This window comes from Stenotrophomonas sp. GZD-301 (assembly GCF_049310345.1).
In the GTDB taxonomy this organism is placed as follows: domain Bacteria; phylum Pseudomonadota; class Gammaproteobacteria; order Xanthomonadales; family Xanthomonadaceae; genus Stenotrophomonas.
The window spans coordinates 1-13,919 of the sequence record NZ_JBMOWY010000056.1 but is presented as its reverse complement, the minus strand read 5'-3'; the positions used below and the strand labels follow the sequence as shown (position 1 = coordinate 13,919).

Here is a 13,919-nt window from a genome sequence, read left to right as displayed (position 1 = left end):
GCATCGGCGAAGGCGATGACACGGCGGCGACGGGAGGACACCGCTGGACAGGCCGGGCGCGGGGAATGGCTGTTTTTCAGGCATGCGGCGTGATCGGGCGGGCTGTACGCCCCGCGCGCGCGGCGTTGGCGGCGGCCGTGGAACCTTGCGCGTGAGGGGCCGCCCGCGCCCACTGTTCCATCAGGCACACGCACCGTCGCACGGCGGAATGAGCTGAACGCATCCCTGCCGTGCGTGGGCCGTTGCTGGCTTGCGGGCGGTTTTCGATATATCGTTCCGTTACTTCATTCGATATATCGAAATGACCTCTGCCCGCGATCTGGACCGCCCTGCCCGCCCGCTGACCGCCCGGCCCCTCAGCCGTGGCGACCTGCGCCTGCTGGTGCTGTCCCTGCTGGCCGAGCAGCCGCGCCACGGCTATGAGCTGATCCAGCTGATCAGCGAGATGTTCGTGCGCGCCTACACGCCGAGCGCGGGCTCGATCTACCCGGTGCTGGCGCAGTTCGAGACGGCCGGCTGGGTGAACGCGGTGGAGGATGGCGGGCGCCGGCGGTATCGCCTGAGCGCCTTGGGCCAGACCCATCTGGCCGCCGAGCGCGAGGAGGTGGACGCGGCGCTGCAGCGCGTGCGCCACAGCGCGCGGGCGATCACCAAGGCCAACCTGCCGCCGGTGGTGCGCGAGGCGCTGCGCGAGCTGAAGCATGCGTTGGGGCTGTGCCACGGGCGCTGGCAGGACGACAGCGCCGCCGAGGTGGCGCAGGCCCTGCGCGAGGCCGCCGCGCGGGTGCGTGCGCAGGCGCGTTGACCCCCTTTCTTCTTTTACGACCCAGCCAGCCTCCGCCCGCCAGGTCCACCCTCCCCTTCGCCGCCGCTGCGGCACCGAAACAGGATTGCTCCGATGGCTCTGCATGAACACCGACTGCTCCGTCATACCGTGAAGTTCCGCCCCCTGCAGGTGCTGCGCACCGAGGAAATCAGCCCGTGCATGCGCCGGGTGATCGTGGGTGGCGAGGCGCTGGCCGGCTTCGACTCGCCCTCGCCGGATGACCACGTGAAGCTGTTCTTCCCCAACGCGGAAGGCCAGTTCGTGGTGCCGACGATGACGCCGGAAGGCCCGCGCTACCCGGAAGGCCAGGTGCCGTCGCCGGCCCGCGACTACACGCCGCGCTGGTGGGATCTGGAGGCCGGGGAGCTGGCGCTGGACTTCGTGATGCACGGCCACGGGGTGGCGTCGAGCTGGGCAGCCAATGCGCAGCCGGGTGATGCGATTGCCGTGGGCGGGCCGCGTGGTTCGCATATGACGGCGCGGGATTTCGACACGTATGTGCTGATTGGCGATGAGACCGCGCTGCCGGCGATCGGGCGCTGGCTGGAGACGCTGCCGGAGACGGCGCAGGCCGATGTGTATATCGAGATTCCCGAATCGGGTGACCGCCAGGAGCTGCCGGAGGACGACCGTATCCGGGTGTCGTGGCTGGAACGCAATGGTTTCGATGCGGCCAGCAGTACGCTGCTGGAAGACGTGCTGACCGATTTCGAGACGCCCGACGGCGATACGTTCTACTGGATTGCCACCGAGTCGCGCCGGGCGCGGATGATGCGCAAGTACATCGAGGGCCATCTGGGGGTGCCGAAGGAGTGGATCCGCTCGACCGGTTACTGGAAGGCCCACGCCGACGAGCACGACGGCGACTGAGCCGCGACGGGCACCGGCTGCGAATGCGACAATCGCGTTTTGGGCCGGTGCCTTTCCATGCAAGCAGTTTCTCCTTCGGCACTGGCCGATCTGATCGACCGTGCCGAGCGCGCCGATGCCCCGCTGGATGCCGCGCTGGTGGCGCTGGCACCGTCGGTGGGCGGCAATGTGGCGCCGCTGCGTGCGGCGCTGGTGCCGCTGGCGCAGTCGCAGCTGGCGCTGGTGAAGGCCAACGCCGATATCGCGCTGGTGGCCGATGAGCTGCGCCGCTACCAGAAGTACGCGGTGCCGGGTAAGCCGAGTCTGCAGATCGTGCAGCTGCGCAAGCAGCAGGCAACGGTGAAGCAGGCGGCGCTGATCGCGCGGCAGAACTTCGCCCAGGCCACCCATGCGTTCCTGCGCGACAGCGGGCTGACCGCGCCGGCACGCCGCACCCCGACCGATTTCACCACGCTGTGGCTGGGCAAGGTGGCTGCGGCGTTGGTGTGAGGCGGGGGGATGGAGCGCGACGAAGGATATCGGTGTCGGAACGGACGGCAGCCGACCAACGGTCGGCTCTACCAAGGGGCGCGGCGGGGATATCGGTGCCGGAACCGTAGAGCCGGGCTCTGCCCGGCTGTCGCGCGTAGCGCGATGAAGGATATCGGTGTCGGAACGGACGGCAGCCGACCAACGGTCGGCTCTACCAGGGGGCGCGTTGAAGGTATCGGTGCCGGACCCGTAGAGCCGGGCTCTGCCCGGCTGTCGCGCGAAGCGCGACGATGGATATCGGTGTCGGAACGGAAGGCAGCCGACCAACGGTCGGCTCTACCAACGGGCGCGTCGGGGCTATCGGTGTCGGAACCGTAGAGCCGGGCTCTGCCCGGCTGTCGCGCGTAGCGCGATGAAGGATATCGGTGCCGGAACGGACGGCAGCCGACCAACGGTCGGCTCTACCAGGGGCGCGTTTGGGGTATCGGTGCCGGGACCGTAGAGCCGGGCTCTGCCCGGCTGTCGCGCGCAGCGCGACGAAGGATATCGGTGCCGGAACGGACGGCAGCCGAGCAGAGCTCGGCTCTACGGGGTCGTCGCGGTCGTCGAGGCTGTTGCGGTGCGGCGCCAGTTGAAGCGGTGGGCTAGCCAGATTTCCAGCAGCACCAGCGCCATGACGATGAGCAGCGGGAGCAGCAGGCCCAGATACAGGCCGGGCATCATGGAGGTGAGCTGGGCCTTGAGCAGGCGGATCACGCCCTGGGTGTGCAGCAGCTCGTTCATGCGCATGCCGAGGGCTTCGCGGAAGACGGCCTTGTCCACCCCCGTGCGGCCGGCCTGCTTGGCAAGGCTGTCTTCCACCCATTCGGACATCAATGCGCCCCGCAGGCGCTGCAGGCCGTCACGCGTCCAGCGCATCACCCAGCCTTCGCCCTGCAGGTACTCGGCGCCCGGCAGCGGGTGGTCGGTGAGGTAGGCATCGACGGCATCGCGTGCGACCTCGTGCACGGTGGCATCGCTGCGCATGAGTGCGGCCAGGGACTGGTCGTCGAGCGAGCGCTCGAACTCCTGCTGCCAACTGCCCACCAGGGTCTGCAGGTGCGGCTGGAAGTGGTCGATCTGCTTGTAGAGGGCGCGCTGGGCGCCTGCGGCGAAGCCGAGCTGCAGGCCGGTGAAGGCGAAGAACAGGGGGAGTACAACGGCGTAGCTGGCGATCAGCCAGTGGTGCCAACGTCGCTCGCGTGCCAGCCAGCGGCGGCGGCGCAGGGCGAACCAGGTGGCGATGCCGAGCAGCAGGCCGATCAGCGTGCCGAGGACCGCGCCGCCGATCAGGTCGAGCAGGCTGAGGCCGGTCCAGAATTCCATCATCCAATACTGTGCGTCTTGCACGTAGGCGTCCTTGATTGCGAAATGCAGCGCTTATTGTAGAGCCGGGTTCTACCCGGCTGCTGTGTGGGGTGCGATGGGAGGCTATCGGTTGCGGTGCGGAGAGCAGCCGACCAACGGTCGGCTCTACCGGGGGGCGCGATGTGGCTATCGGTTGCGGTGCGGAGAGCAGCCGACCAACGGTCGGCTCTACCGGGGGGCGCGATGAGAGGCTATCGGTTGCGGTGCGGAGAGCAGCCGACCAACGGTCGGCTCTACGGGGACGCGGTGTCGCTTTCAACAAAAAGCCCGCCTTGCGGCGGGCTTTCTGCATCTCACGACGAGTGAGGATGGATCACGCGGCCGGCTTTTCGCCGGTGGCTTCGGTGGTGATGCGGATGGTCACTTCATCGCTGACGTTCGGGGCGTATGCGCCCACGCCAAAATCGCTGCGCTTGATGGTGGTGGTGGCGTCGAAGCCGGCCGCCGGGACCTTGGCCATCGGGTGTTCGCCGCCGCCGTTGATGGTGACGTCCAGGGTCACCGGCTTGGTGATGTCCTTGATGGTCAGGTCGCCGGTGACGGTCAGCTTGTTGGTGCCGGCAGCTTCCACCTTGGTGCTCTTGAAGGTGGCGGCCGGGAACTTGGCGGCGTCGAAGAAGTCGGCGCTCTTCAGGTGCTCGTCGAACTTGGCGGTGAAGCTGTTGAGGCCGGTCAGCGGCAGCTTCACTTCCACGGTGGACTTGGTGACGTCGGCCGCGTCATACACCAGGGTGCCTTCGGCGGCGCCGAAGTGGGCGCTCGGGTGCGAGAAGCCGAAGTGGCTCCACTGCGCCAGCACGTCGGTGTGGGTCGGGTCGAGCTTGTAGGTGCCCGAGGCGATCTGGATCGCTTCGGCGGCCGGCGCGGCAGCAGCGGCATCGGCAGCCGGGGTGGTGGTTTCGGCAGCGGCCGGGGCAGCGTCGGCGGCCGGGGCGGCGGCTTCGTCGGCCGGCTTGGAGCAGGCGGCGATGGCCAGGGTCAGGGCCAGCGGCAGGAGCAGTTTGCGGGTCACGGTCATGTCAGGTCTCTCTCGGATTCGAAGGGAAGAAGGCAATGCAACCACCCGTCCGCACGCACGGACGGGCAGGATCCAGCGGAAACGCTTACTCGATGCGGGCGGCTTCGTCGAAGGACAGGCGCGGCAGGCGCGGGAACAGGCCCGACGGGTCACCGTACCCCAGATTGACGAGGAAATTCGACTTGATGGTGGTGCCCTTGAAGAAGGCTTCGTCGACCTTGGCCGGGTCGAAACCGGACATCGGGCCGGCGTCCAGACCCAGCGCGCGGGCGGCCAGGATCAGGTAGGCGCCCTGCAGGCTGCCATTGCGGAACGCGGACTCGGTGCGGCCTTCGCGCGGGCCGTCGAACCAGGCCTTGGCGTCGGCGTGCGGGAACAGGTAGGGCAGCTTTTCGTGGAAGTCTTCGTCGAAGGCGATGATGACGGTGACCGGGGCGGCCAGGGTCTTGTCATGGTTGCCTTCGGACAGCGCCGGGGCGAGCTTGGCCTTGGCCTCGGGCGACGTCACGAACACAAAGCGCGCCGGGCTCGAGTTGGCGGCCGTGGGGCCCCACTTCAGCAGCTCGTACAGGGCCTGCAGCTGGCTCTCTTCGACGGGCGTGTCGAGGAAGGCATTCTGGGTGCGGGCGGTACGGAACAACTGGTCGAGCGCAGCATCATTGAGTGCGTGGGACATGAAGCCTCCAGAAAGTGGAATCGGGGCGGATCGGCGAAGGCTGGCAGTGTAGAGTGTCGTGACAGTTGCAACACCCAGCCTGACTGAAACGAATTAATGCCATACGTGAAACGATGGAGTCCGCCCTGGACGATCACTGACGGCCGTGCCGGCAATGTGCGGCAGGCGGTGGCCCTGGCCTCGGCCTTGAAGCTGGGGGCGCATCGTCCGCTGGTGCTCAGCCCGCGCGCACCGTGGCGCTGGCTGGCGCCCCGCTGGCTGCCCGGCATGGCGCAGGGCTATGGCGAGGCCTTCGCGGCACTGGCCGCCACACCGCCGTCACTGGCGATCGGCTGCGGCCGGCAGGCAGCCGGGGCGCTGCGCGAACTGCGGCGGCACGGCAGCAAGGTGGTGCAGATCCTCGATCCGCGTATCGGCGCGCGCCACTGGGACCTGGTGGTGGTGCCCGAGCACGACGCTCTGCGCGGGGGCAATGTGCTGACCCTGCTGGGCAGCCTCAATCCGGTCAACGACGACTGGCTGGCCTGTGGCCGTGCCGCGTTCGCCTCCTTCAGTGAACTGCCCGGCCCGCGCACGGCGCTGCTGGTGGGTGGCCCTACCCCGCATGCGCCCTGGCACGAGCCGGACATGGTGCAGGTGTTCCAGCAGGTGGCTGCGCAGGTGCGTGCCGAAGGCGGCAGCCTGCTGGCGACCACGTCGCGACGCACGCCGGCCGCGCTGGTGGGCGCACTGCGCAGTGCCTTTGACGACATTCCGCATGTGATCTGGGGCGACGGTGGCGATGGCGTCAATCCATATGCCGGGCTGCTGGGCTGGGCCAACCGGGTGGTGGTGTCGCCCGATTCGGTGAATCTGTTGTCCGAAGCGTGCGCCACGCGCATGCCGGTGGCGGTGGCCCTGGCCGCGCAGGCGCAGGGCCGCATGGCGCGTTTCCAGCAGGCGCTGCGCGAGCGCGGGCGGTTGCAGACGCGCTGGCTGGACTGGCACACCGACGGCCGCATCGAGCCGCTGCGCGAGACGGCGCGGATTGCCGCTCAGGTGCGGGAACGGTTGCTGCCGGTATGATGCCGCGGCGGCACGGTGCCGCTGGAGAACACGCCACATGGATGACGCCCGACCCGCGATGACCGCGCGCCTGCACCGTGCACTGCTTTGCGCCGTGCTGATGGGCGCCGCCGCCATTGCGCAGGCCGAACCACAGTGCGTGGAGCGCTACCCCACCCCGGCCGCGCTGGCGTCGATGTTCGATGTGGCGCTGGCGACCACGGAGCAGCTCGATGCGCTCGATGGCGTGGATGTGGTGCTGATCGCGCGCGGCGGGCAGGATCTGAGCCGGTACGGGCTGCGCCACAGCCATGTGGCCTTCCTGCTGCGCGAAGACGATGGGCAGTGGCGTGCGGTGCACCTGCTCAACCCGTGCAAGACCGCCGAATCGCACCTGTTCCGCGAGGGTGTGGCCACCTTCATCGGCGAGACCTCCAGCCATACCGACCTGCGCATCGGCGTGCCGACGCCGGCGCTGCGCGATGCACTGAAGGCGATGCTGACCCAGCCGGCGATCCAGGCGCGTGCGCTGCACGAAGCGCGCTACAGCGTGGTGGCGTATCCGTTCCGCACCGAGTACCAGAACTCCAATCAGTGGGTGCTGGAAGTACTGGGCGCGGCGATGGCGCAGGTGGAAGAACGCACCCTGATCGTCAACCGCACCCAGGCGCAGGCATGGCTGCAGCGGCATATGTATACGCCCAGCACGCTGCGCATCGGCGTGGCCAAGCGCCTGGGTGCGCGCTTCTTCGTGCCCAATGCGGCGGTCACCGACCACCCGGCCAGCGAGCGCATTTCCGGCAATTATTCGGTGGTGACGGTGGAGTCGATCTTCGATTTCCTGCAGCTGCGCAGCAGCCTGCAGCAGGAACTGTCGGTGGCGCATGTACCTGTCGCCGGCATCACGGCGCCAAAGCCGTAACCCTTTTCGTTTCATCGTGCCAAGGAGTTCTGCCATGCATCTGTTGAGCAAATCCGCCCTCGCCCTCGCCGTGCTCGGGATGAACCTGGCGACGGTGCTGCCGGCGCAGGCCGGCAATCTGACGGGCAAGCAGCAGTCGGCAGTGAGCGCAGTGGTGAGCGTGTACGCGATCTCGTTCATCGCGGTATCGCCGGTGCTGCTGGTGGCCGGCGGCTCGAAGGCCGTGGGCAACAGCGCGCGCCGCGAGAAGCCGGCCAAGGCCGCCGCCCTGCCGCCGATGGCGGTGCAGGCCGTGGAGCGCCAGCCCGATGGCGGTTACCACGTGGCGCTGCAGCGCCCCGAGGCGCCCGAGCAGAACGCGCTGGTGGATTGGCCGGCGCGCCCGGACAACCCGGCCGCGCAGCTGAAGGTGGGCGATGTGCTCAACTTCGCACCAACCGATGCCGGCGCGGGCTGGACGGTGCACGCCGAAGACGGTGCTGCCCTCGCCTTCCTGCCGACGCCGGAGGCCGCGGCAACGCAGGCCAGTGAGCGCTGGTGAGCCGCATGCAGCGGATCGCGCCGCTCGCCGTTGCGCCGTTGCTGGCGCTGGGACTGATGGCCACCACGCCAACGGCCTCCGCGCAGAAGTTCGGCCATGCCTCGCCCGTCACCAGCAGCGTGCTGACCACCTCGGTGGTGAGCCTGGCGGTGATCACCGCACCGGTGTGGCTGAGCGCGCTGGGGGTGAGCGAGGTGCATGACGCCGCCGCACGCCACCGCCGCGCCAAGCGCGAGGCGACGCGTGCCGGCCCGTTGCCGCCGCTGACGGTGGAACGCGTGCAGCAGCAGGCCGACGGCAGCTACGAGGTGGCCCTGCAGAATCCGCAGGCGCCGGAGGAGCTGGCCGTGGTGGCCTGGCCGGCGCGCGCCGACAACCCGGCGGCCGGTGTGAAGGTGGGCGACGTGCTGGATTTCACGCCGACCCCGATCGGCGCGGGCTGGACGGTAGCCGCGGCCGACGGCACGGCGCTGGCGTTCCTGCCGACCACCGATGCGGCGGCCCAGAGCATGAGCGAACGCTTCTAGCTGAACCAACGGCACCGGCGCGGGGTGGCTCCGCGCCGCGTCAGGCGGGATAATCCGCCGCTTCCCCGACTGCCCCCGGTGCGCCATGCCTGTGCGTCCTGCCATTGCCTTTGCCCCGTTGACCGTGCGCTCGCTGCTGCTGGCGGTGCTGGCGATGGGCGCGGTGGTGCTCGGCTCGAACGTGCTGGTGCAGTACCCGATCAACGATTGGCTGACGTGGGGCGCCTTCAGCTATCCGGTGGCGTTCCTGGTCAGCAATCTGATCAACCGCCGCTTCGGCCCGCAGGCGGCGCGCAAGGTGGCCTGGGCCGGTTTCGCGCTGGCGGTGCTGCTGTCGATCTGGATCGCGACGCCGCGCATTGCGGTGGCGTCGTGCCTGGCGTTCATCGCCGCGCAGCTGCTGGACATCACCGTGTTCGACCGCCTGCGTCGCGGCCACTGGTGGCGTGCGCCGATGGTGGCCACCACCTGCAGCGCGACGTTGGACACGACGATTTTCTGGAGCATTGCCTTTGCCGGCTCCAGCCTGCCGTGGGTGAGCTGGGCGGCGGGCGATCTGGCGGTGAAGCTGGCGATCGGCGTGTTCCTGCTGGCGCCGTTCCGCGCGTTGCTGTGGCGCATGGCCCCACGCACCGCGTAGAGCCGGGTTCTACCCGGCTGCCGTTGTATTGCGCCGGGATCCACCCGACGGGACGTTGGCCGCGAAAAGCAGCCGGGTAGAACCCGGCTCTACGAGGGCGTGTGTTACCTGCCCATCCCGTCCCGTCCGCGCGCACACCGACATCAGCCGGCGGCGCTCACCGCTGCCTGGAAGGGGAGCCCCGCTGCGTCGCAGGCGGCGCTGATGATGACCCGTGCGTCTTCCAGCGCCGGGGTGGGGGCGGCCAACCGTGGGCGGCGGTCCAGGGTGCAGGCCAGGCCGACATCCAGCAGCGCGGCGTGGGCGGCGTGCAGGCCCTGGCGGGTGCCGCCCGGCAGCCAGGCGATGTCGGCCAGGGCGTCGATGAGGCTGGGGGTGTCGCGCGGCTGCAGTACCTGCGGGTGGCTGCCGGCGCTGTCGAGCACGCCGGTCTGCAGCAGGAACTCCAGATCGACGATGCCGCCGGCGCCCTGCTTGAGGTCCAGCCGCGCGGCATCGCTGCGGTCCAGTTCGGTGCGCATGCGGCCGCGCATTTTCACCACGTCGGCGTACAGCACGTCGCGGTCGCGCGCGCGGCCGAGCGTCTGCGCGCGCACGCTGTCGAAATCGGCCAGCAGGCTGGCGTCACCGGCGATGCCGCGCGCGCGCACCAGGGCCTGGTGTTCCCAGGTCCACGCGCGCTCGCGCTGGTACTCGGTGTAGCTGGCCAGCGACGACACCAGCGTGCCCTTGCCGCCATCCGGGCGCAGGCGCACGTCGATGTCGTACAGGCGCCCGCCGGCGGTGACCGCGCCGAGCAGCGCCATCACCTTCTGTGCCAGCCGCGCGTACAAGCGACCGGGATCGAGCGGGCGCGCGCCATCGCTGGCGTCCACGCCGGCCGGATGGTCATGCAGGAAGACCAGGTCCAGGTCCGAGCCGAAGCCCAGCTCCAGCCCACCGAGGCTGCCGTACCCGATGATCGCAAAGCGCCCCCCGGGAATGGCGCCGTGGGCATGCCGCAGGTCGGCCTCGGCCATCGCGAGCACGGTCACCACCACCGCCTCGGCCAGTTCGGCCAGTTGGCGGGTGGTGTCGACCGCGCGCTGGCGGCCGTCGAGGGTGGCCATCGCCATGCGGAAGCTGAGCGCCAGGCGGGTTTCATTGAGCAGGCGCAGGGCGGCTTCGGGATCGTCCACGGCCAGCGCGGCGTCGCACTCGGCCTGCATCGCGGCGGCATCGGGCATCGGGCCGGACACACGCACGTCGAGCAGTTCGTCGAGCAGCAGCGGATAGGCCGCCAGCCGTTCGGACAACAGCGCGCTGCGCGCGAGCACGTCCACCAGCCGCGCCAGGGCGCTGGGCTGTTCGTCGAGCAGGGCGAGGTAGCTGGTGCGGCGCAGGATGGCCTGCAGCAGACCGAGCACGCGCTTGAGCGCGGCATCGGGATGGGGCGACCCCGTGGCGGCATGCAGCAGCGCGGGCAACACGCGGTCCAGGCGCGCACGCGCGCCATCGGACAGCGAGCGCACGCCCAGGGACTGGGCAAAGTCGCGCAGCGATTGGTCGGCGCCCCCGGCATCGTGGAACCCGGCGTTGGCCAGCACCTCGGCGCTGCCGGCGTCAGGCAGGCCGCGCCAGTAATTGGCCAGTGCATCGGGGGCGGCCTGCCCGGCGCGCGGTGCCAGCAGCGCGCCGAACTCGGTGGCGACGCGCTGGCGCTGCACGTCCAGCGCGGCCACCAGCGCGTCCCAGTCCGCATGACCCAGGCCAACGGCGATGCGCAGGCGGTCGGTGGGGTCGGCCGGGAGGGCGTGGGTCTGGGCATCGCGCAGCATCTGCAGGCGGTTTTCCAGGCGGCGCAGGAAGGCGTAGGCCTGCAGCAGGTCGGCGCCGTCCTGCGCGGCCATCTGGCCGCAGGCGACCAGCGCCGGCAGGGCGTGCAGCAGGCGGCGCTCGCGCAGCGAGGCTTCGCGGCCACCGCGGATCAACTGCAGCGCCTGCGCCAGGAATTCGATCTCGCGGATGCCACCGGGGCCGCGCTTGATGTCGTCGAACATCTCGCGCCGCGCCACTTCGGCGGTGATTGCCGCCTTCATCTCACGCAGGCCGTCGAGCGCGGTGAAGTCGAGGTAGCGGCGGTAGACGAACGGCCGCAGGGTCTGCAGCCACGCTTCGCCGGCGGCGATGTCGCCGGCCACCGCGCGCGCCTTCAGCCACGCATACCGCTCCCAGTCGCGGCCTTCGCGCTGGAAGTACTGGTCCATGCCGGCGAACGACAGCGCCACCCGCCCGGCGCTGCCGAACGGGCGCAGGCGCAGGTCCACGCGGTGGCTGAAGCCGTCCACGGTGGTGTCGTCGAGCAGCTTGGCCAGGCGTTGGCCGAGCCGGGCGAAATACTCTTCGGCGGCCAGCGGCCGGGCGCCGTCGGACTCGCCGCCCTGGGGGTAGGCGTAGACCAGATCGACGTCGGAACTGAAGTTGAGTTCGCCCCCGCCGAGCTTGCCCAGCCCGAACACGACCAGTTGCTGGGCGCTGCCGTCGGCGGCGCGCACCACGCCGTGGCGACCGGCGAACTCCTGCTCCAGCGCGGCCAGGCCGAGGCCCAGGCAGTCTTCGGCCAGGGTGGTGGCACCGGCCAGGGTGTCGGGCACGTCATCAAGGCCGGCCAGATCGCGCCAGATCAGACGGGTGGAGGCGGCGGTGCGGTAACGGCGCAGGCGCTGCGGCCAGTCGCTGGGCTGCTCGGGGTCGAGCGCGGGAAGCGGCAACGGCGGGCAACCGGGCTGGGCCAGGTGCTGCAGCAGCGCCGGCTGCCGGCACAGGGTGTCGATGGCGAAATCGCTGGTGATGGCCAGCAGACGCAGCTGGTCGAGCACGTCGGCCGAGGGGGGCCAGTGGCCGCCATCGGTGAGCGAGAGCGCGAGGCGCGCAAGGGCGCGGTCGACGAGGGGAACGAGGGCGGCGGGGACGGCGTCGGCGGGCATCGGCATGCGGGGATTATGCCGGGCGCGTGTGCGCGCAGCGCAGCGGCGGGACCGGCAATCCCGAATTGCGCGCATAAAAAAGCCCGCTTGCAGCGAACTGCCAGCGGGCTCTGCTCCCTCCCCCACGTCGGGATGCAGGTCGATCTTCTAGGGTCGGCGAACAACTTGCACGCTGCACTGCAAAACAATACTTGCGGGTACAGAAGTGCTGATAAACCTGAACAGGGAGTGCTCTGCCTGGATTGCCATCCCACCTTGGTCGCACACCCGGGGAGATGTGGATCGCCGATAATGTGAATCCCCCCAGAAACGTTGTCGTCATGTCTGTCGATCGCATTGCCAACGCGCGTCTGCGTGACCGCGTTGTATCCGCCGAAGCTGCCGCCGCCCTGATCCAGCCGGGTGAAACCGTCGCCATGAGCGGCTTCACCGGTTCGGGCTACCCCAAGGCGGTGCCGATCGCGCTGGCGCAGCGCATCGAAGCCGTCCACGCCCAGGGCCAGCCGTTCCAGATCAGCCTGATGACCGGCGCGTCCACCGCCCCGGAGCTGGACGGTGCGCTGGCCAAGGCCGACGGCATCGCCATGCGCATGCCGTTCCAGAGCGACCCGGATGCGCGCAACCGCATCAACGCCGGCAAGCTGGACTACATCGACATCCATCTCAGCCACGTCGCCCAGCACGTCTGGTTCGGCTTCTACGGCGAGATCGACACGGCGGTGATCGAGGTCTCGGCGATCCGTGAAGACGGCTCGCTGGTGCCCTCCACGTCGGTGGGCAACAACAAGACCTGGCTGGACCTGGCCAAGAAGGTGATCATCGAGGTCAACGAGTGGCAGCCGGCCGGCGTGGACGGCATGCATGACATCTACTACGGCACGGCATTGCCGCCGCACCGCAAGCCGATCCCGCTGGTGCATGCCAACGACCGCATCGGCGAGACCGCATTGCGCTGCGATCCGGACAAGATCGTGGCGGTGGTGCGCACCAATGGCCCGGACCGCAACAGCCCGTTCAGCCCGATCGACAGCAGCAGCGAGCAGATCGCCGCGTACCTGATCGAGTTCCTCCAGCACGAAGTGGCGCGTGGCCGCCTGCCGGCCAACCTGCTGCCGCTGCAGTCGGGTGTGGGCAACATTCCCAATGCCGTGCTGGCCGGGCTGGGCAAGAGCGGGTTCCGCGACCTGAGCGCGTTCACCGAGGTGATCCAGGACGGCATGCTGGACCTGCTGCGCGACGGGGTGCTGAGCTATGCCTCGTGCACCGGGTTCGCGCTGAGCCCGCAGGCCAATGAGACGTTCAAGGCGAACATCGACTTCTACCGCGAGCGCATCATCATGCGCACGCAGGAGATCTCCAACCATCCCGAGCTGGTGCGTCGCCTGGGCTGCATCGGCATGAACGGGATGATCGAGGTGGACCTGTACGGCAACGTCAATTCCACCCACGTGATGGGCAGCCGGATCATGAACGGCATCGGCGGCTCGGGCGACTTCGCGCGCAATGGGTTCCTGTCGGCGTTCCTGAGCCCGTCCACGGCCAAGAACGGCACGATTTCGGCGATCGTGCCGATGGTGAGCCATGTCGACCACACCGAACACGATGTGTCGGTGATCGTGACCGAACAGGGCCTGGCCGATCTGCGCGGGCTGACCCCGCGCAAGCGCGCGCGGGTGGTGATCGACAACTGCGCGCACCCGGACTTCCGCGACCAGCTCAACGATTACTTCGACCGCGCCAGCCGTGACAGCTACGGCAAGCACACGCCGCATCTGCTGCCGGAAGCGCTGTCGTGGCATCAGCGCTGGCTGGATACGGGAACGATGAAGGTCTGAGGGGTTGCCGGCCAGCGGCCGGCACTACCTGGGGGATTGCATTGTCGGGTGAGTGCGGACCGTTGGTCCGCATGCCGGGGCTGCGTGATGTGCCGACCAACGGTCGGCACCCACCGGAGATGGCCGGGGTGCCTTGGGATTCTATTGCGGTGTAGGTGCAGACCCTTGGCCCACAC

13 protein-coding genes are annotated in these 13,919 nt (G+C 69.3%); 9 read left to right on the top strand and 4 right to left on the bottom strand.

Features of this window, described 5'->3' with window-relative positions:
- The first annotated feature begins 301 nt into the window (after positions 1-301).
- The 3 genes from ACO6VK_RS15405 to ACO6VK_RS15395 all read left to right on the top strand — a co-directional run bounded on the left by ACO6VK_RS15405 (position 302) and on the right by ACO6VK_RS15395 (position 2,185).
- On the top strand, positions 302-805 hold the full coding sequence (locus tag ACO6VK_RS15405) for a helix-turn-helix transcriptional regulator (protein WP_422508608.1): 504 nt from the start codon (positions 302-304) through the stop codon (positions 803-805).
- A gap of 93 nt (positions 806-898) precedes the next feature.
- On the top strand, positions 899-1,696 hold the full coding sequence (locus ACO6VK_RS15400; RefSeq protein ID WP_422508606.1) for a siderophore-interacting protein: 798 nt from the start codon (positions 899-901) through the stop codon (positions 1,694-1,696).
- Positions 1,697-1,753: 57 nt separating this feature from the next.
- Positions 1,754-2,185: a hypothetical protein gene (locus ACO6VK_RS15395; protein WP_422508604.1), complete on the top strand. Its 432-nt coding sequence runs from the start codon at positions 1,754-1,756 to the stop codon at positions 2,183-2,185.
- A 567-nt stretch (positions 2,186-2,752) separates the two neighbouring features.
- Here ACO6VK_RS15395 and ACO6VK_RS15390 read toward each other — a convergent pair.
- From ACO6VK_RS15390 to ACO6VK_RS15380, 3 genes are all read right to left on the bottom strand, one after another.
- Positions 2,753-3,532 (bottom strand): hypothetical protein, encoded by a 780-nt coding sequence (locus tag ACO6VK_RS15390; protein WP_422508602.1) that lies wholly within the window; start codon positions 3,530-3,532, stop codon positions 2,753-2,755.
- A gap of 355 nt (positions 3,533-3,887) precedes the next feature.
- Positions 3,888-4,592 (bottom strand): YceI family protein, encoded by a 705-nt coding sequence (locus tag ACO6VK_RS15385; RefSeq protein ID WP_422508600.1) that lies wholly within the window; start codon positions 4,590-4,592, stop codon positions 3,888-3,890.
- An 85-nt stretch (positions 4,593-4,677) separates the two neighbouring features.
- A complete protein-coding gene (locus ACO6VK_RS15380; protein ID WP_422508598.1) occupies positions 4,678-5,268 on the bottom strand; it encodes a malonic semialdehyde reductase in 591 nt (196 codons plus the stop codon).
- 96 nt (positions 5,269-5,364) lie between these two features.
- Between ACO6VK_RS15380 and ACO6VK_RS15375 the strand changes: the two genes are divergently transcribed.
- The 5 genes from ACO6VK_RS15375 (at position 5,365) to ACO6VK_RS15355 (ending at position 8,942) form a co-directional block, all read left to right on the top strand.
- A complete protein-coding gene (locus ACO6VK_RS15375) occupies positions 5,365-6,333 on the top strand; it encodes a mitochondrial fission ELM1 family protein (protein WP_422508596.1) in 969 nt (322 codons plus the stop codon).
- Between the two features lie 37 nt (positions 6,334-6,370).
- Positions 6,371-7,234, top strand: a complete 864-nt coding sequence (locus ACO6VK_RS15370) for a DUF2145 domain-containing protein (protein WP_422508594.1) — start codon at positions 6,371-6,373, stop codon at positions 7,232-7,234.
- Positions 7,235-7,268: 34 nt separating this feature from the next.
- Positions 7,269-7,775, top strand: coding sequence for a hypothetical protein (locus tag ACO6VK_RS15365; protein ID WP_422508592.1), 507 nt, complete (start codon positions 7,269-7,271; stop codon positions 7,773-7,775).
- Positions 7,776-7,780: 5 nt separating this feature from the next.
- Positions 7,781-8,302 (top strand): hypothetical protein, encoded by a 522-nt coding sequence (locus tag ACO6VK_RS15360; RefSeq protein WP_422508590.1) that lies wholly within the window; start codon positions 7,781-7,783, stop codon positions 8,300-8,302.
- A gap of 85 nt (positions 8,303-8,387) precedes the next feature.
- Positions 8,388-8,942 (top strand): queuosine precursor transporter, encoded by a 555-nt coding sequence (locus ACO6VK_RS15355; protein ID WP_422508588.1) that lies wholly within the window; start codon positions 8,388-8,390, stop codon positions 8,940-8,942.
- Between the two features lie 143 nt (positions 8,943-9,085).
- Here ACO6VK_RS15355 and glnE read toward each other — a convergent pair whose 3' ends face one another.
- Positions 9,086-11,914, bottom strand: coding sequence for a bifunctional [glutamate--ammonia ligase]-adenylyl-L-tyrosine phosphorylase/[glutamate--ammonia-ligase] adenylyltransferase (gene glnE / locus ACO6VK_RS15350; RefSeq protein ID WP_422508586.1), 2,829 nt, complete (start codon positions 11,912-11,914; stop codon positions 9,086-9,088).
- 314 nt (positions 11,915-12,228) lie between these two features.
- Between glnE and ACO6VK_RS15345 the strand changes: the two genes are divergently transcribed.
- Positions 12,229-13,743, top strand: a complete 1,515-nt coding sequence (locus tag ACO6VK_RS15345) for an acetyl-CoA hydrolase/transferase family protein (protein WP_422508584.1) — start codon at positions 12,229-12,231, stop codon at positions 13,741-13,743.
- Positions 13,744-13,919: the final 176 nt, after the last annotated feature.